A 19,045-nucleotide genomic window follows, 5' to 3' on the forward strand; every position below is an offset into this window, starting at 1 on the left:
TATTAGTTCTTATTCAACTCTTTCCACTCTCTTTCAAAATTTGAGAATGGGTCATTTCCTTTCGAAGCTGCATTTTCATCATTTTCATTCCATTTTTTATAGACCAGGTAAAGAACATAAGCTGCCACCAATCCCAATATTGCCGGGATATGGGAAATAGAAATGATCAGCACGATAATGGAGACTGATCCCCACGCAATCTTGGCTCCTGTCGATTCGGACTTCATGAACTGTTTGAACCCAAAATATAGGATCGTCAAGCAAATCGCCAGGCTGATCAATGGACCAACATTCGCCAGTAACAGGAAAAATGCGATCAGTCCTACTATAAATAAACCAAATTTCTTCATTGTTTTCGTCCTCCTTTCCTTGTTTATATCTTATCTACTTTTACAAGTTCGTATAATGAGCCTTAGCTATATTTTCTAGTAAGACCTAAGGCGTAGACGCTGTAAGTCCCACGTTAATAAGGGTGTTTTGATCGTGAGTTTGGACATTTCACTCGTGAATTCTGCGGCTTTACCCGTGAGTTTGTTCGTGAGGGGTTTTCTCGTGGACTTTTGCGAGTTCTAAGTCGCGGGAAGAAGTTTTTCGAATAAGGTGGGGAAGTCTTTAAAAAAATTAAATCTTCCGATTGTATCTAACCGGAAGATCGGTGAACTGCTAATACCCTTACACATACAAGCCTTCGACGTAAACTGAGGTGATGGTTTGAGCTATCTCTTCGACAGAGCTTTGATGTTCATTTCGGACAATTTCCCACAGATACATTTCATTTGTGAAAAACCACCCTCTTGCCACAAGCTCATGGTTCAGTTCAGCTCTTGCCAGCCCATTGTGCTGTGCATAGGCGACGTCCTTTGAAATTCGCTGAATGAACTTCATGCGGATCGCTTTCCATTTATCTGAAATAATGGTTGATATCCCAATGGCCTGTTCGAAAACTTGCATCATATTGCGTTCAGCTTCTGCCATTTTCAAAAAAGCATGAGCTTGCCTATATATGATATGTTTTGCTTCATCTTTTGATTTTGGAAAGAAAGAAGTCTCGGCAATTTCATAGAATTGCTCCATTACATTTTCCATTAATACAATTAACAGATCCTCTTTCCCTTTAAAATGAACATAGGCCGTTCCGTATCCGATGTTTGCCCTTTTGATCATTTGGGAAATAAGAGCAGCTTGATAACCTTCTTCAAGAAATATTTCCTTTGCAGCCTCTAGTAACTTTTGACGTGTCATGATCGAGCGTAAATGCCGTTTATCCCCCACTTTGCCATTCTCCATGCTTATTCCTCCCCTTATCTTCTAGCATAAAGGATATCCATCAAATAAAAAACATTAGTTGGAGAGATTGATTCAATGTTTATAATTTTCTGAATCGACTTATTGACACCATGTCATATTCTTTGGTACGATTCTCCTAGAATTATTTAGAATACTAAAATAGGAGGATGATTATGGTTTCTGAATACACATTGGATCACGCTAAACAAATGGATGAGCATGACGCGCTTAAAAATTTTCGTGAAGAGTTTTATTTAAAGCCGGATTCCATCTATATGGATGGAAACTCATTGGGGCTTCTTTCGAAAAGGGCTGAACGCACTCTTTTGGAATCTTTGGAAGATTGGAAGGAGCACGGGATTGATGGATGGACACAAGGAAATCACCCATGGTTTTTCATGGCTGAAAAATTGGGCGCGAAGATGGCCCAATTGGTCGGAGCTTCTCCAGAGGAAGTTATCGTAACCGGCTCCACAACTGTAAATCTGCATCAACTTGTAGCCACTTTTTACAAGCCGGAAGGAATGCGCAAAAAAATTCTAGCAGATGAATTAACCTTTCCGACTGATATTTATGCTCTTCAAAGTCAGCTGCGTACACATGGATGCGATCCGGAAACCGATCTCATCCGCGTAAAAAGCCGCGATGGAAGATTTCTTGAAGAGGATGACATTATCGAAGCAATGACAGATGACATCGCTTTGATCATCTTGCCAACGGTCCTGTATCGCAGCGGTCAAATATTGGATATGAAACGATTAACTGAGGAAGCTCATAAAAGAGGAATAGTGATCGGATTTGACGGATGTCATTCTATCGGTGCCATCCCGCATTCATTCAGCGAATGGGATGTGGATTTTGCGTATTGGTGCAATTATAAACATTTAAATGGCGGCCCTGGCGGTGTTGGCGGTTTATATGTAAATCGTAAACATTTTGGCACGATGCCTGGTTTGGCTGGATGGTTCGGCTCCAAAAAAGATAAACAATTCGATATGGAACATACCCTAACACCAGCTGAATCAGCAGGCGCGTATCAAATTGGCACGCCGCATGTGTTAAGTTGTGCACCTTTGATTGGGTCTTTGGACATTTTTATTGAAGCTGGAATTGAGAATATTCGCGAAAAATCCCTTAAAATCAATCAATATTTAATGGATTTAGTCGAATTCGAATTGGAAGACATGGGATTTTTCATTGGAACCCCTAGAGAAGAGATACGCCGTGGAGGTCATGTAAGCCTTGAGCATAAAGAAGCTGCACGGATATGTAAGGCATTGAAAGAGAACGGTGTCATTCCAGATTTCCGGGCACCTAACATCATTCGTCTCGCACCGGTTGCACTATATACTTCCTATGCAGAAGTTTGGGAAGTTGTACAAATACTCAAGAAAATCATGTCAGAAAAACAATATGAAAAATTCAAAAATGAGCGTGAAGTGGTCGCATAACATGGAATTCCGCCAATGGGGGCTCATTCCTCAAATGGTTAGTTAATTAGGGCAGGATAAAATCTTTTTTGATAAAAAGGGGATGAACTATGGAGAACAAAAATACTCAATTGAACTTTAAAGATGAGCCAGAAAAGGGATTAAAACGCGAGCTGGAAACAAATCAGCTTTCCATGATCGCAATGGGCTGTGCCATCGGGACAGGATTATTCCTTGGCAGCGGGCTTGCCATACAAGCGGCAGGGCCAAGTGTATTGCTCAGCTATGCACTCGGGGCGTTCATTGTTTTACTGTTGATGGGCTGCTTAGCCGAAATGACGGTTGCCCATCCTACTTCCGGATCTTTTGGAGCCATTGCTGAAAAGTACATGACTCCAATGGCAGGCTATCTTGTCCGCTATTCTTATTGGATTGCCAATGTTTTGGCTGTTGGGGTTGAAGTAAGTGCAGTCAGTGTCTATATGAAGTATTGGTTTCCGACTGTGCCGGGAATCGTATGGATTTTGCTGTTTGCAGGTGCCCTGATTTATGTAAATGCTACTAGCGTGAATACATTCGCTACATTTGAGTATTGGTTCTCCTTTATTAAAATAAGTGCCATCGTTGGGTTTATCCTTCTTGGAGCCTATGTACTATTCGGTTCATCCGATCAGCCACATATAGGACCTGAGAACTTTGTAAATGAAGGCGGTTTTTTCCCATTTGGTTGGTGGGGAATGTGGGTAGCCGTATTTATTTCTTTATTCAGCTTTCTCGGAACCGAAATGATAGCGGTTACATCAGGGGAAGCAAAAGACCCGGATGCAGCAGTTCCAAAAGCATTAAAAGCGACCGTGTTCCGTTTATCCACCTTCTATGTATTGACAATCGGCATCATGCTGATGATCGTTCCGTGGAAAACGGCTGGGATCGAGGAAAGTCCATTCGTAAAAGTAATGGAAATCTTGAACATTCCTGGTGCATCCGGGATCATGAACTTTATTATTTTAACAGCCGCTTTATCTGCCATGAATGCCCAGCTCTATGCCTCAACACGTATGATGTTTTCATTAGCCCGCGGAAAACATGCACCTAGCTTTTTAGGAAAGTTAAACAAAAGGGGCGTTCCGGGAAAAGCACTTGCTGTTTCTACTACTGGGATTTTCATTGCTGCAGGCGTCCATGCGTTGCTTCCTGGTTCATCCTATGCATACATGATGGGGATTTCCATGTTCGGTGCCATGTTCACTTGGCTCATGATCTTCATTTCCCATTTGTTTTTCAGGGTGAAATGGGAAAAAACCGGCGGGCGTAAATTACCGGTAAGGATGATCGGTTTTCCCTACTTAACGATACTAGGGGCCGTCCTTCTATTCAGCTTAATGATTACAACATGGTTTACAGATTTCAAGATCATGCTTCAATTCGGGATACCTTGGTTACTATTTTTAGCTGTTGCTTATTTTGTTTCAAAAAGAAGAAATATTAACCATAATGTAATGGAAGAATCGCTGGAAAAGAAGATAGAATAGAATGACGAATAAATAGTTTTGCATATGAAAAGTGAGGGGATCATGGAATGAAGAATATGGATAACAATAAACAGACAATAACTGGCCTCGAGAAAGAAATTCAAACCGATTTTCAAAAATCGATGTCTTATGGAGATTATCTCCACCTTGATAAGATTTTAACTAGTCAGCATAGATGTTCCGATCATCATGATGAAATGCTATTCATCATCATCCATCAAGCGAGTGAGCTATGGATGAAGCTCATTTTACATGAGTTGACAGCAGCAACGGAGTCTATCCGCCAAAACAAGTTGGAACCTTCATTTAAAATGCTGTCTCGCGTTTCGAGGATCCAGCAGCAATTGATCCAGTCATGGAATGTCCTTTCTACTTTAACACCGGCAGAATATATGGAGTTCAGGGATAAACTGGGACAATCTTCCGGTTTCCAATCTTATCAGAATCGTTTGATTGAATTTGCATTAGGAAACAAAAATGTCCATACGCTATCAGTCTATCAGCACCAAACAGAATTATACGACCAAATGCAGCAGGCCCTTCATGAGCCAAGTATTTATGATGCGGCGATTCATGCACTTGTGGCGCGCGGATTACCTATTGATCAAGAAGCCATCAGCAGAGATTGGTCACAAAGATATGAACCAAATGCCAGTGTAGAAGAGGCGTGGCTGACAGTTTACCGTGATGTTGAGCAATATTGGGACTTATATGAGTTGGGCGAGAAGTTAGTGGACATTGGCCATCAACAGCAATTATGGCGTTTTAATCATATGACCACGGTGGAAAGGATTATTGGTAATAAACAAGGGACTGGCGGATCATCGGGTGTAACATATTTAAAAAGAGCACTGGATCAACACTTTTTCCCAGAACTATGGAGCCTAAGAACGAAGCTATAAGATGAGAATAAGTAGCAAAGAAACAGCCAGTAGAGATGGGGGTAAATGCATGGGGACATGGATTGATATTTCACAACGCCTGGATGATAACGTTGCAGTTTGGCCTGGAGACACACCTTTCTCTTATAAAGTCAATTGGAGTAAAGAAGAAAGTGGTTCTGTCAATGTAGGCCAAATCAATATGAGTATCCACACGGGTACCCATATTGATGCACCTTTTCATTTTGATGATGATGGAAAAAGAGTGATTGATTTGGATCTCGAATTATATATGGGAAATGCCCGGGTTATCCATTTACCAAAGAAGACAAGCATCGGAGTCGATGAATTATCCAATATAGATCTACAAGGCGTTACCCGTCTGTTAATCCGGACGGATGCATGGGAGGATCGAAGTGTGTTTCCACAAACCATTCCTCCTATCCAACCGGAATTAGCGGCATATCTTTCGGAACACGGCGTTCGTCTTATTGGACTTGATTTACCATCAGTAGATCCATTGGATAGTAAAGAGCTAGCTGCCCACCATGAACTTGCCGATCATGGAATTCACATTTTGGAAGGTCTTGTACTGGACGGTATCGAACCGGGGAATTATGAGTTGGCTGCCCTCCCCCTTCCATTAGTTGAAGCGGATGGAAGTCCGGTACGTGCTGTGTTGAAAAAGCTACCCTAACATATAACGGTGTTGATATTGAATAAAAAAACGAGCCAAATGAAAAAATGATTTGGCTTGTTTTTTTGTTTCATTGAACATCGTATTTATTAGTCAAGTCAATTTCCCACCTCCGCCATTTGTTCTGAGATAATCATAACTATCAAATTTATCTCCCTAAACCAAGTACATCTATGTTATAATTTTCAGAATTCATCACTAAGAGTGGGGGTCCGAATATGGAAAACTTTTATTTGTTCATCATCATGTGCATACTTCTCATCATCTTACCTGGTCCAGATACAGCAATAGCCACAAGGAACACCGTTACCGTGGGAACGTCGGGAGGCTTTAAAACGATGTTCGGCACATGCTGTGCCCTGCTTATCCATACATCAGCTGCCGTATTCGGACTTTCGGCAATCATTGTGAAATCCGCTTTACTATTTTCCATCTTCAAATATGTCGGTGCCGTTTACTTGGTATATCTAGGCTTCAAGACCTTATGGGGATTAAGGAATAAGCAAGTTGCCGCAGCGGCGGAAACGTCAGTCGAAAGTAAGTACGAAAACCAGTCTTGCTTTAAGCAAGGGTTCCTTACCAACCTCCTGAACCCTAAAGTGGCCGTCTTCTTTTTAACATTTCTGCCCCAGTTCGTGAATCCAGGAAATGATACGTTTTTACCGTTCCTGATCATGGGCATAACGTATACCGTCCTAACTGCATTGTGGTTCGTATTTTATATCTATCTGCTGAACCAAATCAGTGCTTTTATGAAAAAACCTAGAACCCAAGCGATTTTCGAGGGTATAACCGGGACGGTCTTGATTGGTTTCGGAATAAAGCTAGCTTTGGAAAAAGCTCATAATTAATTAGAAACTGCACCCTAATCGTTAGACACCATCTAACAATTGGAGGTGCAGTTTTTATAGTAGTCTATTGGGGCTCTGATACAGGTGTAGGGTTTTAAGTACTTGCTGAGTCATATTACACTGAAAAAACATAAATTGGTGTTTTTATACAAGGAGAAAAAACATGCCCACTATCGAAGTTAGGAAATGAAAGATATCGGATTAGGTTGACTTTCTTTCGCGCTATGTTTAATCGGAATATTGTTTACCTTTCAATTTGGCGATAAATCTTGCAAGGGGGATACTATTTTAAATAATATCGGACTTAGCGCATGGGCACATGGAAATTCAGGTATTCATTATACCATGTTCTATTCGGCTATATTCTTCATCCCTCCTTTATAATTGGTCCTATTCATCCTGATCATAGAGGAGCAAAAGCAGGGAAAATCATCTCAGGCCTCCCTATCCATTCTTATTGTTTCAGTACTACTGTCGATTATTTTCGATTTTGTTTAGGACCGCTGCTGAAAAAGGACAAATTAAAGGGTATGAGCCCAGTACTACCAAACTCATACCCAACCAACCTTTATAATAAAAGTGTTTAACTTTTTCTGTTCAAATCACTTAAGGTAACCATTCACGAAAAATCCAATCGTTTCGAGTTCGCCCTCCGTTAAATCCCGCTTTAATTCTTTAGCCAATTCTTGTTCCATTAAAGCTCGGTTTCCCTGATGTTCGATCACGGTTCTGGCACATTCTTTCATTAGCTTAAGCTCCGCCTCCATCTCCTGTCTCGTGCACGGCTGATCATGATGGGAGAGTATATATGTTTCGGCATCATAGGCTTCAATTTTCTTGATGAGCAGTGATGCCTGTTCAGGCGTATAATTCCATTTTTCAGCATAAAGATTGGCATATAGGCAGTCCCCTAGAAATAATGTTTTTTCCTCTGGAACATAAATGATGCAGGAATCTTTGGCATGATCGCCGCCAACATGTTCGATGACACAGGTTATATTTCCGAGATCGATCTTCATCATTTTTTCAAAGATGATATCGGGCAGGGGGAAGGCAATCTCTCTATTCTCCCCATGTTCCAACTTGATTGCATCGGCGCAAAAGGGGATCTCATTCCCTTCTTCGACTCGTTGATCAAGTGCCTGATCTTCCCATGAAAGTTGCTGCATACCTTTAATGTCCGTGTATGTTTTTTCCTGACAAATCACCGGAATCCCGATATTCTCCAGTCCGAATACATGGTCCCAGTGTGAATGGGTAAGAACGAGGAAATTCCCGCTTATATCATTCCGGAGCAATTCATCCTTAAAGAGCTGTGCATGCCGGGCAGAGTTACCGGCATCGATGATAAGCGTTTTCTTGTTTCCCTTAACGGCGGCAAGAACCGGGCGATCCGTTTCCTGAACTGGCGGCAGGTAGACAATATGTTTCGATAGGTGCTGTAATGTTTGCATGATCCTATTCTCCTTGCGATGTATATTGATTTGCTTGCTCAAGTATAGCAAATTACCCATTCATTCATAAGATAATCTCCGCAAAAGGCTAAAAAGACAGCAAGCACCGTGATTGCTGTCTTTTCGTCATCATTCAAATGAACCTATTCAAATATACCGTAACTTTCGAGAGGGCATTTAAAAAGGTGGCCTTAAAAAAAGACTCTTCCTTTTTCTGATCTTCAGGTGTTTCTATATATTTATTATTGTCCGCAACGAATGTACTATTTGAGATTTTTGACTCGATGGCTCCTGTCAACTGGGCTGCAAATTTTTCACTATCGATGACCACCATCGATTCTGTATTTAAAAAGGCAGATCGAGAATCCAAATTGTAGGAACCCACTGCACTTAATCGTTGATCATAGACCACCGATTTACCATGCAAAGAATAAGGCTTTGCATATTCATAAAGCCTTGCGCCCGTCTCAACGATACGATCCCTAAGCCCCAAGTAACCCGAAAAAGCGATCACATTCGGGGTTGATTCCACCGAGTTGGTAAGTATGGTCCAATTAGCCTTTGAATCCATCTGCTTCGATACATATTCCGTCAAGGCTTCCGCGGGAACAATATAGGGACTTTGGATGAGTACCGATTGATTGGCATTCGCCGCAATATCCACTAGAGATCTCCACACAATTGGGTATTTATTGAAACGCTCGATTGGATTATGAATGAAGGACACTTTTTTAGTAGGTGTTGTAGCATTGCTCCACTCGATGACTGGATTAACGAAATCGACTTCCGTTTGCAAAGCTTTGCTGTATTGATTCGCTAATGAATCTCTTTCACGTTTTCCTTTTTCCGTTTGCCTTTTCGAGAGGTCCGAAAAAACAACGCTCGTATACGGGTGGGACCATAATTCATTCAAATAGTCCTTCATTTCAACGATTACACTATCTTTCTCCTCTTTAGCATTGAAAATGAGTACATCCCTGTCATAGACAAAATTCCTCGGCGGCTCGCTTGCTAAATACTTATCGGCAATATTTCTCCCTCCGATGATGCCTAACTTTCCATCTACAGTGATGATCTTATCATGAAGGCGATTATGCCAGGTCCACGGTTTAAATGGTTTAAAGGTTTCGTAATATCTTAATTCAATGTTTTCATGTGAAGCCAATGCATAACGGGCACTGCTTAATTGACCTCTGAGTCCATGAGATAGTCCATCCAGAAGGATTCGGACTTTGACACCCCGGTCAGCAGCTTCGATCAAGGCTCCAAGAATAAGTTCGGTTGATTTGCCTTTTCCAAAAGCATAGTAGGCAATATCGATTGAATGCTGGGCTTCCTGGATCATTCGCATTCGGGCGAGTCCCGATTCATAACCATCTTCGAGAAGCAGGACACGATCCACGCTTCCTTCCTTCTCTCCCATATATGCACTTACTTGATTAATCGGCCTGCCTTCTTCTTTTTCCACTTTTGGGAAAAGAAACACTGCCGTCACCACTACATAAAGCAAATATATTAGAAGAACGAGCAGAACTCCTTTAATTGCCGTTTTTACAGTCATTGAGCACTCCCCTCCTTTAAGCGATATTTTAATACTATTCGTAAGAAGCAAAGACTCTATTCAACATCCGCAAGCCTGATAAATCTGACTAGATAGCGAGCGGGGCCATTTACCTGCCTGCAAGATCCTAAGCTGGAACTTGGGGCATTTATTTTCCTTTTAAATGTGACAAAGTGGTGAACATGAAAGCAGTTGCATAATATGATATAGAAGGAGGGATTTCATGCTTAAACAACCTGATAGAATAAGTATCTTCAATTATTGTTTTGCATTAGGGGTGTCAGAAGTTTTCTTTTTATCCAGCTTTTATCTTTCCATTCTTGACGTTTCATTATTTGCGCTTGCTTTACCATTTTCCGCTTTATTTTTAATGTTCTCCTTGTACCTGTTCCTTCGAACGCACAAAGCAGCAAAGACTTTACCCAACCAAGAGGAACGCAGAAGGGAAATTCATGCATTCTATCATCAGTCTTTCGGGATTTTCACGATCATTTTTTTCACCTTACTTTTGGTTGCACTAGCCTATATTCCCTTGCTGGAAAACGGAGGGCATTTCTATCTTCTTTATTGTTTACCTATGGCCTTGCTTTGTATGATCCCTATGATCGCATCTTATAAAGGAATGAAATTATTCAAACTGGAATCAGGCAGGAATTTAACGAAAATCTAATTGATTTCACCAAAATCTTCGTAAATCCAAGAGCTCACCCAGGAAACTCTTGAAAGGACATAGTGAAACGAATCGATGCTCTTTCCATGTTTTTAGTTGAATGTATAGGTAAAATGAGGATATAATAATGATAACTAACACATAAAAAAAAGACACTGGTTAAAACCAGCGTCTTAATGAACAGCAAAACTGCATAAAGAGCAGCGGCTTTCTGTGGTAAGTCAGTAGCTACTCGATCATGAAAGTAACCCTTTTCCTACATACATCTGGCCGGATGGTATGGAGGGGGTTACTTTTTTAATGTAACCGCGATTACTGCGACGATTAAAGAGGCGAATGAAATCATTAGCATCAGTCCGTCCATAATAGAAATCACCAGCGACACCCCCTTTCTGAAAAGGAGTGACCGCTGCCCACTATACCAAATTGCTGTCCATTTACTATTATATCTGTATTCATCTGTTATTTATAGCTAAAAATGGATGTGTTTAGTCACCTTATTATATCCATGCTTTACATAAAAAAAATCCCACATAAAGTGAGAACATTCTTTGCATGTATATCCACTTATTGTTCCACTACACGGCCATCTTTATAAATGTGGAACCACCCAATCGTTCCTGTACCGCCTTGATCTATCCAATCTTTATTAGCTGCTTTATATTTGTAATATGATTTTCCTTTGCCATCTTTCAGCAATCTGCCATCACCGCTAAATACGATCTTGTTACCCAGTTTCTTCTTCCCTAACACAATCGCGTCTTTCTCCGTGAACTGTTTTCTTTCCACCTTATTTTCATCTAAAGCAGCCCATGTCAGCGGTCCGACGATACCATCTGAAGCCAAGTTATGATCCACTTGAAACTCCCTAACGACATTTTGTGTTTGAGTACCGAAAATCCCATCAACACCCACAGTATATTTAACATCTTTAAGGCTTTGCTGTAAGTCTCTTACATAACTCGAACGTGAGCCTTTCCTGAGGGTCGGGCGCGTCTCCGCCTTCGTTTCGATTTTCTCGGTTTGATTACCCTTTGAAGCTGCCTGGGTAATTGAAGTTCCCATTCCTAGAGGAGCTAACATGAGGGCAACTGTTGGAATCATGACCAATATTTTTTTCTTCAAACATATAACCTCCAATCATATGATCACTCCTGCAGGTTTCTGACACCTCCTTTGGAGCCCATTCATTATAACGTATGGAGTTACTTTATTGGTGTTTTATTACTTTAATTATAAAAAATGGTAAATAGTATCCATTGTGTGCACAAAGTAAGCATATGATGGAAGTCCCGGTTTTTCAATAAAATAAAACAATCCCAGAACGTGGATTGTTTTATTTTATCGTTATTCTGCCTATTGTTGATACTGCCCTTGCATCCCAGTTCCCATTCCCATCAAGTTAGTGGCAAGCGGCATCATATTTTTCTTTTTCCCGCCATTTCCACTCAACATTTGATAAGTGGCAATACCACTCCGACCGTAGCGTCAACCGGTAAACTTTCATCCATGCTTGCCTTCACCTTATTTTATATATTCCTGTTCATTCCCTGAACTCTAATATCTTGTTTATAAACACCAAAACAATTCGTAATAAAAATACGATTGAAAGGGCAAATTCTTTCAGAAGGGATATTAGTACTCTTCGAATGGGCATTTCATTTTTATGCCGCAAAATCCAAATCGTTTATCATAAAGCATATTGACCTTTCTGAATAAAGAATGTTTAAAAAAGATATAAGATTATTGAGGTGAATATTCATGCCAATGTTAGATGTGGACGGTGTTAGCTTGTATTATTCTGTTATGGGAAAAGGAGTTCCTATTGTTTTTATTCATCCTCCTGTACTGACCAGTGTGAATTTCCAATACCAAATGGAGGAATTATCCGAAGAATTCAAAGTTATCACTTTTGATATTAGGGGGCACGGAAGAAGTCAATATTCAAGATTGCCAGTAACTTATCCCCTGATCATAGAAGATATCAAACATCTTTTGGATCATTTGAAAATAAAAAAAGCAATCATTTGCGGATACTCGACCGGCGGCTCTATTGTATTGGAATATTTGCTGAGTTGTGCCGATAGGGCTATAGGGGGCATTGTAATAGGTGGAATGTCAGAAGTGAGGGATAAATATTTAAAGCAAAAGATTTCTTTGGGAATATCACTTGCAAATAAAGACGCCGTTCCAATTCTTGCGCTTTCCATTTCATGGAGCAATTCAAATACCGAGAAGTTGTTCAACGAAATGTTTAATGAAGCCCTAAAAGGAGATGCCAGAAATATCGGGCAGTATTACCATTATAGTTTGCATTATAACTGTACCCACAGGCTAGGGAAAATCAACCTGCCGATTTTACTGATCTATGGTAAAAAAGATAAACCATTCTATCATTACGCTAATTTATTGCATGAAAAATTACCATGTACGGAATTAAAATTCATTGACCATGCAAAGCATCAGATCCCTACAAAAGCGGCTAATGATTTAAATGAAAGTATAAAGCATTTTATCCATACACAAACGGTTTGATTCTATCATTGATAAATTTAATGGAGTGAAAAAATTGGGAAGAGATAAAAGTATAATGATTCATTTAATATTGCTATTGCTAGTCACTGCCGTTTTTATTTGGTCAGTTATTAAGCCTGAAGGCTACTTGATATGGACAATGGAAGTACTTCCTGCCGTGGTGTTTCTGATTTATGTAATGGCCACATATAATAAATTCCGCCTCACTACATTATCCTATTTCGTTATTGCCGTTCTTTCAATAACCATGTTCATCGGTGCCCATTATACGTACTCAAAAGTCCCTCTATTTGATTGGCTAAAAGATCATTCCGATTTAAATCGGAACCACTATGACCGGTTTGGCCATTTCCTAAAAGGTTTATTTGCGATTGTGATTAGAGAAATAGTAATACGTAAAACCCATCTAACAAAAGGACCCTGGTTATTTGCTGTCACATTAAGTTTTGCCCTTGCCATTGGAGCCTTATATGAAATCATCGAATGGATAGCTGCCATCATTTCAAAAGGCGGAAAGGCTTCAAATGAATTTTTAGGAACACAGGGTGATATTTGGGATGCACAATGGGATATGTCGTTAACCTTAATCGGCTCTATCCTTACATTGATCACCTTGTCCAAACTACATGACAAGCTGTTACGAAAAGTGAAAAACCGAGGAGAAAAAAAGCTGTAATTATGTGTCAGACCTAAAAACAAAAACGGTAAAGACTTAAAGGAATTACACTCTTCCACTTTCCTTTAACGAAAGGCTCTGAAAAACGATAAATTTAAAAATAGTGATCTATATAGATCACTATTTTTAAATTAGAATCGGAATGAAACCAGACTACAGTTTTTTCTTTAAAAAACAATCCAGTTAATTGGAACGGAAGGAACGAGACTCCTGCGGGGAAAGCGCGTCCAAGGGAGACTCCACAGGCGCAAAGAGCGCCGAGGGCGGACCGCCCGCGGAAAGCGAATGCCTGGAGGCAACGTTCAAACTTTATAAACCCTCAAAAAAGGTTTCAGTTGTATCAGTCGACAAACTGAACCTAAATCAAAAAATGGATTTCGGTTTTCATTTTTAACCAGTCATGATTGTATTTGCTTACTTCCCTTTTTTTCATTGATAGCTTTTTGATCGATTTTTGTATAGATGCGTTCCACTTCAGTTTTGTCATGCAACAGAAGCTCGCGGTTTTCTTTTAGCAGTTCAGTATAAGATTTCCTTCTCCTAGACATTTTTTAATTCACCTCTCAAGTGATTGAATTCCTTTTGCAGGACAACTAACGGAAGCTCGTATAGTTGTTTATTATATTTTTTAAAAATCCCGAATTTCAGAAGTTCTTGTATAAGTTCCTCTTTCTTTGCTTCTCCCTTTGCACTTAATTGGGTAATCATCAAGGGCCCTCCTTAACAAAAAATGCTGATTTTTGGTATTTTGGGTTGCCTAGCATTCGATCCCACATGAAGAATCTCCACTTCTTCCTCTTACTTCCCCATATAAGGGCATGCTCTGCAAAGTCTTCACATTTCCTTAATTGTTCGTATGTACTGCTTTCATGGTGTATTTTCAAAACTCGATTATATACATTAAATCCAAATTGCTTCATTTTTTCGGAAAGGATATCTATCGCGGCGCAAGGTTTCGAATGGGTCAAGTCGCCGGCACCAAAGAATGCTACTTTCACTCCAGCAAAGTCCACTTGGTCAATTTCTTCATAAAACTCGTTTGCTTCGTACGGTAAATCTTCAAGATTCCATGTATATAAACCAATAAAGGCCAGGTCAAAATCCTTTAAAGCATCAACTTCAACAATATCCAATCTTTCCATATATACTTCACAGCCGACAGCCTTCATTCTATTCTTTATGTTTATAGCCATTTTCTCGGTATTACCGGATAAACTGACATAACCAATGAATACCTTCATCTATATCACCTTCCTAATTGAGAATCACTTTCATTACATCTCTCACTATAAATGAAAATGATTCTCATTGTCAATTATTTACCTCCACTAATTAAATGAAAAAGTCCGTCTTCGTTCTATTTACAGGGTAAATGCCCTGTAAATAAAGAGTAATTACCAAAATAATGAAGTGAAAAAGACTATTTTCATAAAGATTACCGATATAAACTGACTACTATATAGGTAGATATATAAAAAAACACCACCCAATTTCATATCTACCTTTCTTGTTTTTGTCATAACTCCATAAATATATGAATTCATTATGGAAAATAGTACGTTTATTATTTTTATTTTCAATATTTTTGATCACTAGTTTTCCCAATCAAACAAAAGCAGAATATACAGATCCAGCTAAAAGATTAACAGAAGTAATGACACAAGAGGCAGTGCCAACAATTTAGTATGTACTATTTTACAGAAAAAAGAGGCTGGGACATAACTAAATAAACCATCCTCAAAGACGAATCATTCTACGTTATTCTACCTATTAAACATCATGCTGCTTTCGTATATGTTGTTTTTATTCATCCATTCAAGCTGTAAGAACAAGTTCGTTCCATTGCGCTACAGACACCCGCGGGGAGGAAGCGGGGCCTCCTCGGCAAGCCTGCGGGTCTCAGCCTTCCCTCTATTTCCCTTAGTAGTCGATTGTCTTCCGCTCCATTACACTAGATTTTTAAAAAAAGGATGCAAAAAGCAACAAAATCTATGGAAAAGAACAAATAAAGACCCGATCTATTAGCCGGAAATTCCGCTTATAGTTCGGGCTTATCGTTGACTAAAATTCTTATGTCCCAGCCTCTTTTTATAGCTTCCTTACATCTCGACTTGTTCGTTAACGGGTTCTCTCTGTTTTTTCGATTTTTTATAGTACAGCAATTCATATATACATGGAATGACGATAAGTGTGAGCAGTGTAGAAACAGCTAGCCCGCCAATGACAACGATCGCTAAACTTTGTGAAACCAAGCTTCCTGTTTCCGCTTTTTTATATAAAAGTGGTAGCATGGCACAAATCGTTGCTACGGCCGTCATGATGATCGGACGGAATCTTGTGGCTGTCGCTTCGACGATCGCATCACGGATAATCATTTTTTCTTCGTTTTGTTTGACTCGATCCAGAAGCACAATCGCGTTTGTCACAACAATTCCAATTAACATGAGAGCACCCAGCAGTGCTGTAATATCGACTGGAATTCGACTGATAATCAATCCTAATACCGCTCCAATAGCAGCGAATGGCAAGGAGAATAGAATGGCGATCGGTGCTTTGATCGATTTAAATGTTATAACCATGATTAAAAAGACAATGCCGATCGATATTAACATCGTAAGGAATAAATCAGAAAAATCATCTGTCTGCTGAGCACTGGCTCCCCCGACTAAAATTTCTACATCATTCGGAATATCAAGTCCTTTGTTCTCCTTATCTCCAAATATCTCAAGATTTATTTTACTTGCAATATCGGAAAGCTTAGCCGGATCGACTGTTGCAGTTAGTTGAAGATACGTTTCTCCATCTTTATGGAACTGTGTTGTTGCACTCTCTTCGCTCTTTAAAGAAGCAACCTTGGACACTGGGGCTAGACCGCCATCTGTCATAATCGGAATACTTTTTAAATCCTCTGGTTCTTTAGGATCTAAGATTGGTTCAAGGACGACAGGTGTTTGCTTATCCCGTAAAGTTATATGGCCGATAGGAGTTTTATTAAGCATGATACCTAATTGTTGACCTATTTGTTCTGTATTGCCTTTAGCTGGATCTACCTTGAATGAATAAATCGTTTTCTTTTCGTCTTGGTTCGTTGTAACCTCTTCAATACCTTTAATATCCTGAATTCCTTCTTTGACCTTTTTGGCCATCAGTTCCAAATCTTCAACATTACTGCCAATCACATCTATTGTAATGTTCGTCTTTGATGCCCCCATCATAAAAGAAGAAGCGGTGGCCGTAAGCTTCGCATCAGGATAGTTTTCTTGTTCCTTTTCCATTTTTTCCAGGATTGAATCTACATTTGCTTTATCCTTTACCAGGATGCCGAAAGTAGCTTCAGTGGGTGATGTGACTGCGCCATATTGCGCTGTCTCGGCAGAGTTTCCTAATTGCATGAAGATATTATCCACTTCACTCATATCCTGCATCGTTTCTTCGAGTTCAATCGCTTTTTCCTTTACTTTCTCATAGGGATGATCATTTGGATAAGTTAATGTCACAGAGACATAGTCTGCTGAAGAATTATCAATCGCCCCTTTTGGCATGGAAAAATATGTACCAACGGAACCGACAAACAACAGCATAGCAACAATCAAGACAACCCATTTATGGTTTAGCGACCACGTAACCAGCTTCGAAAAACGCTTGGCCGGCCGATGTTTTGGCAGCTCCGTCCTTTTCAGCAATCCTGCACTCATTAACGGAACAACCGTCAATGCCACGATTAAAGAAGCAAGCAAAGAATAAGTGACAGTCAAAGCGAATGGAAGCAGAAACTCTTGAAGCCCTCCATTCAATAAAGCAACCGGCAAGAAGACGGCTACAGTAGTTAGGGTTGAAGCTGTTATCGCCACTCCCACCTCTTTAGTTGCCCCCATCACCAATTCGATTGAAATCTTCTCCTGCTGCATTTTCCGGAAGATATTTTCAATAACAACAATACTATCGTCCACCAAGCGCCCGATCGCAACAGCGACACCGCCCAGTGTCAAAATATTCAGCGTCACTCCCGACAATGACAGCAAAAATAACGTAAAGGCAAGAGATAACGGTATGGATACGATTGTAATGAATGTAGATCGTACATTCCGTAAGAAGACCATGATTACAATCGTAGCGAATAACGCACCCAGCAGAACTTCTTTTACCATCGTCTGAACGGAAGTCTTCACCATATCAGCTGTGGATAAATAAATGGTCGATTCCTGGTCACCATACTTTTCATTAATTTCTTTTGCTACTTTTTCAACCTCTTCACTGATTGTGACAGCATTTGATTGACTGTCCTTGATAATGCTTAAATCAATGCTTTCCGTTCCGTTAAAACGACTGACGAGGCTATCATCCTTCGCTTCATCAACTTTTGCTATTTCTCCAAGTGTTACCTTTGGGGTGACCTTTAACGCTTTTAATTTTTCAATACTTGTTAAATCCCCGATAACCTTGATGTTACTTGCCTTCCCATCAATCACTTTTTCTCCTACGGCCATAGCTGCATTCTGACCGTTAAGGACGCTCATGATATCTTGAATGGAGACTTTCTTTATAGCCAATTCTTCATTATCCACTTTGACTGAAAGAATGGATTGGGAAACGCCAAATGTCTGTACATCCGAAACCCCTTTAATATCTTTATACAAAGGCTCTAATTCTTTCTTGGTAAAGTCTATATTTTCAGCTGTTAACCCATCCTTAAAAGTAACAGCTACAAATGAAATGGGAATCATTGATGTATTTAACTGTGTAATAGTAGGCTTTGCCATGCTTTGTGGCAGCGCTACACTGCCTAATGCCTCTTGAACATCAAGTTTCGCTTGTTTCATATCCGATCCGGCTTCAAAGAATAGATCAACTTTTGAAAATCCATCTCCAGTGGTGGAGTATATTGAACTCTTTCCTTTAACCCCTGTAACCGCTCTTTCAATCGGATCTGTAACTTGTGCTTCCATTGTTTTCGAATCGGTGCCCTGCCCCATTGTGATAATCGTAACTTGTGGATTATCAGCAGATGGTAAAAATTCCATCGGCAGTTTGAAATAACTGACAACTCCTATCAACAAAATAAATATGGTTACCAATGAAACGGCAGCCTTGTTCTTAAACGACCACTTAGTAAAAAGCTCCACGCACTAATCACCCCTGAATATAATTTAAAAGAAAATAATTCCATTTTAAATCTTACCATATATTACTAACTACGAAGTGTTAATTTTTTATTGATTTTTATATTTTTCTATGTCCTTCGGTTCGGAGAACTTTTCCACAAAAAAAAGGCTGTGCAGCAGCCTCAAAGAAACAACCTTGGATTATTTATATCCTTTGAAAAAAAGCATAACGATAGCCAACACCATTACCCCGATAAGTAATAACGGGCCGATGCCCGAGCTATACACGAAGTATACCTTGATGTGGCGAAAAAGGAGCACGATAAGAAATAGGAATAACAGGAAACACAAAATCATGATCAGAGCGGT

17 protein-coding genes are annotated in these 19,045 nt (G+C 39.8%); 8 read left to right on the forward strand and 9 right to left on the reverse strand.

The features are described 5' to 3' along the window. Positions 1-2: 2 nt before the first annotated feature. On the reverse strand, positions 3-350 hold the full coding sequence (locus IOC57_RS15950) for a lmo0954 family membrane protein (RefSeq protein ID WP_207439652.1): 348 nt from the start codon (positions 348-350) through the stop codon (positions 3-5). 322 nt (positions 351-672) lie between these two features. Further along, a complete protein-coding gene (locus tag IOC57_RS15955; RefSeq protein WP_207439653.1) occupies positions 673-1,287 on the reverse strand; it encodes a TetR/AcrR family transcriptional regulator in 615 nt (204 codons plus the stop codon). Positions 1,288-1,460: 173 nt separating this feature from the next. Between IOC57_RS15955 and kynU the strand changes: the two genes are divergently transcribed. The 5 genes from kynU to IOC57_RS15980 all read left to right on the forward strand — a co-directional run bounded on the left by kynU (position 1,461) and on the right by IOC57_RS15980 (position 6,678). Beyond that, on the forward strand, positions 1,461-2,738 hold the full coding sequence (kynU, locus tag IOC57_RS15960; RefSeq protein ID WP_207439654.1) for a kynureninase: 1,278 nt from the start codon (positions 1,461-1,463) through the stop codon (positions 2,736-2,738). An 89-nt stretch (positions 2,739-2,827) separates the two neighbouring features. Beyond that, positions 2,828-4,249, forward strand: a complete 1,422-nt coding sequence (locus tag IOC57_RS15965) for an amino acid permease (protein ID WP_207439655.1) — start codon at positions 2,828-2,830, stop codon at positions 4,247-4,249. 56 nt (positions 4,250-4,305) lie between these two features. Then, positions 4,306-5,151 (forward strand): tryptophan 2,3-dioxygenase, encoded by an 846-nt coding sequence (kynA, locus tag IOC57_RS15970; protein ID WP_396020844.1) that lies wholly within the window; start codon positions 4,306-4,308, stop codon positions 5,149-5,151. Between the two features lie 49 nt (positions 5,152-5,200). After that, on the forward strand, positions 5,201-5,827 hold the full coding sequence (gene kynB / locus IOC57_RS15975) for an arylformamidase (RefSeq protein ID WP_207439657.1): 627 nt from the start codon (positions 5,201-5,203) through the stop codon (positions 5,825-5,827). 218 nt (positions 5,828-6,045) lie between these two features. Next, positions 6,046-6,678 (forward strand): LysE family translocator, encoded by a 633-nt coding sequence (locus tag IOC57_RS15980; protein WP_207439658.1) that lies wholly within the window; start codon positions 6,046-6,048, stop codon positions 6,676-6,678. Positions 6,679-7,280: 602 nt separating this feature from the next. On the opposite strand, the gene IOC57_RS15985 is transcribed toward IOC57_RS15980, so the two are convergent. Together IOC57_RS15985 and IOC57_RS15990 are read right to left on the reverse strand one after the other, a co-directional pair. Then, the gene (locus IOC57_RS15985; protein ID WP_207439659.1) at positions 7,281-8,132 is read right to left on the reverse strand and encodes an MBL fold metallo-hydrolase; all 852 of its coding nucleotides are present in this window, start codon (positions 8,130-8,132) and stop codon (positions 7,281-7,283) included. Between the two features lie 133 nt (positions 8,133-8,265). Beyond that, positions 8,266-9,693, reverse strand: coding sequence for a phospholipase D-like domain-containing protein (locus IOC57_RS15990; RefSeq protein WP_207439660.1), 1,428 nt, complete (start codon positions 9,691-9,693; stop codon positions 8,266-8,268). Positions 9,694-9,916: 223 nt separating this feature from the next. Here IOC57_RS15990 and IOC57_RS15995 point away from each other — a divergent pair, with 223 nt between their 5' ends. Next, on the forward strand, positions 9,917-10,363 hold the full coding sequence (locus tag IOC57_RS15995; protein WP_207439661.1) for a hypothetical protein: 447 nt from the start codon (positions 9,917-9,919) through the stop codon (positions 10,361-10,363). 567 nt (positions 10,364-10,930) lie between these two features. On the opposite strand, the gene IOC57_RS16000 is transcribed toward IOC57_RS15995, so the two are convergent. Continuing rightward, positions 10,931-11,488, reverse strand: coding sequence for a peptidoglycan-binding domain-containing protein (locus IOC57_RS16000; protein ID WP_286184916.1), 558 nt, complete (start codon positions 11,486-11,488; stop codon positions 10,931-10,933). A gap of 636 nt (positions 11,489-12,124) precedes the next feature. Here IOC57_RS16000 and IOC57_RS16005 point away from each other — a divergent pair. Together IOC57_RS16005 and IOC57_RS16010 are read left to right on the forward strand one after the other, a co-directional pair. Beyond that, positions 12,125-12,898 (forward strand): alpha/beta fold hydrolase, encoded by a 774-nt coding sequence (locus IOC57_RS16005; protein ID WP_207439662.1) that lies wholly within the window; start codon positions 12,125-12,127, stop codon positions 12,896-12,898. 55 nt (positions 12,899-12,953) lie between these two features. Continuing rightward, on the forward strand, positions 12,954-13,574 hold the full coding sequence (locus IOC57_RS16010) for a DUF2238 domain-containing protein (RefSeq protein ID WP_396020845.1): 621 nt from the start codon (positions 12,954-12,956) through the stop codon (positions 13,572-13,574). A gap of 398 nt (positions 13,575-13,972) precedes the next feature. Here IOC57_RS16010 and IOC57_RS16015 read toward each other — a convergent pair whose 3' ends face one another. The 4 genes from IOC57_RS16015 to IOC57_RS16030 form a co-directional block, all read right to left on the reverse strand. Further along, positions 13,973-14,122 (reverse strand): FbpB family small basic protein, encoded by a 150-nt coding sequence (locus tag IOC57_RS16015; protein ID WP_207439664.1) that lies wholly within the window; start codon positions 14,120-14,122, stop codon positions 13,973-13,975. Beyond that, positions 14,115-14,282, reverse strand: a complete 168-nt coding sequence (locus IOC57_RS16020) for a Fur-regulated basic protein FbpA (protein ID WP_081112861.1) — start codon at positions 14,280-14,282, stop codon at positions 14,115-14,117. The genes IOC57_RS16015 and IOC57_RS16020 overlap by 8 nt, the downstream gene beginning before the upstream one ends. Next, the gene (locus IOC57_RS16025; protein WP_207439665.1) at positions 14,282-14,815 is read right to left on the reverse strand and encodes a flavodoxin domain-containing protein; all 534 of its coding nucleotides are present in this window, start codon (positions 14,813-14,815) and stop codon (positions 14,282-14,284) included. The genes IOC57_RS16020 and IOC57_RS16025 overlap by 1 nt, the downstream gene beginning before the upstream one ends. An 858-nt stretch (positions 14,816-15,673) precedes the next feature. Next, complete coding sequence (locus IOC57_RS16030; protein WP_207439666.1) at positions 15,674-18,697, reverse strand: efflux RND transporter permease subunit; 3,024 nt, start codon at positions 18,695-18,697, stop codon at positions 15,674-15,676. Positions 18,698-19,045: the final 348 nt, after the last annotated feature.

Source organism: Bacillus sp. SD075, from assembly GCF_017355165.1.
GTDB lineage: Bacteria > Bacillota > Bacilli > Bacillales > DSM-1321 > Peribacillus.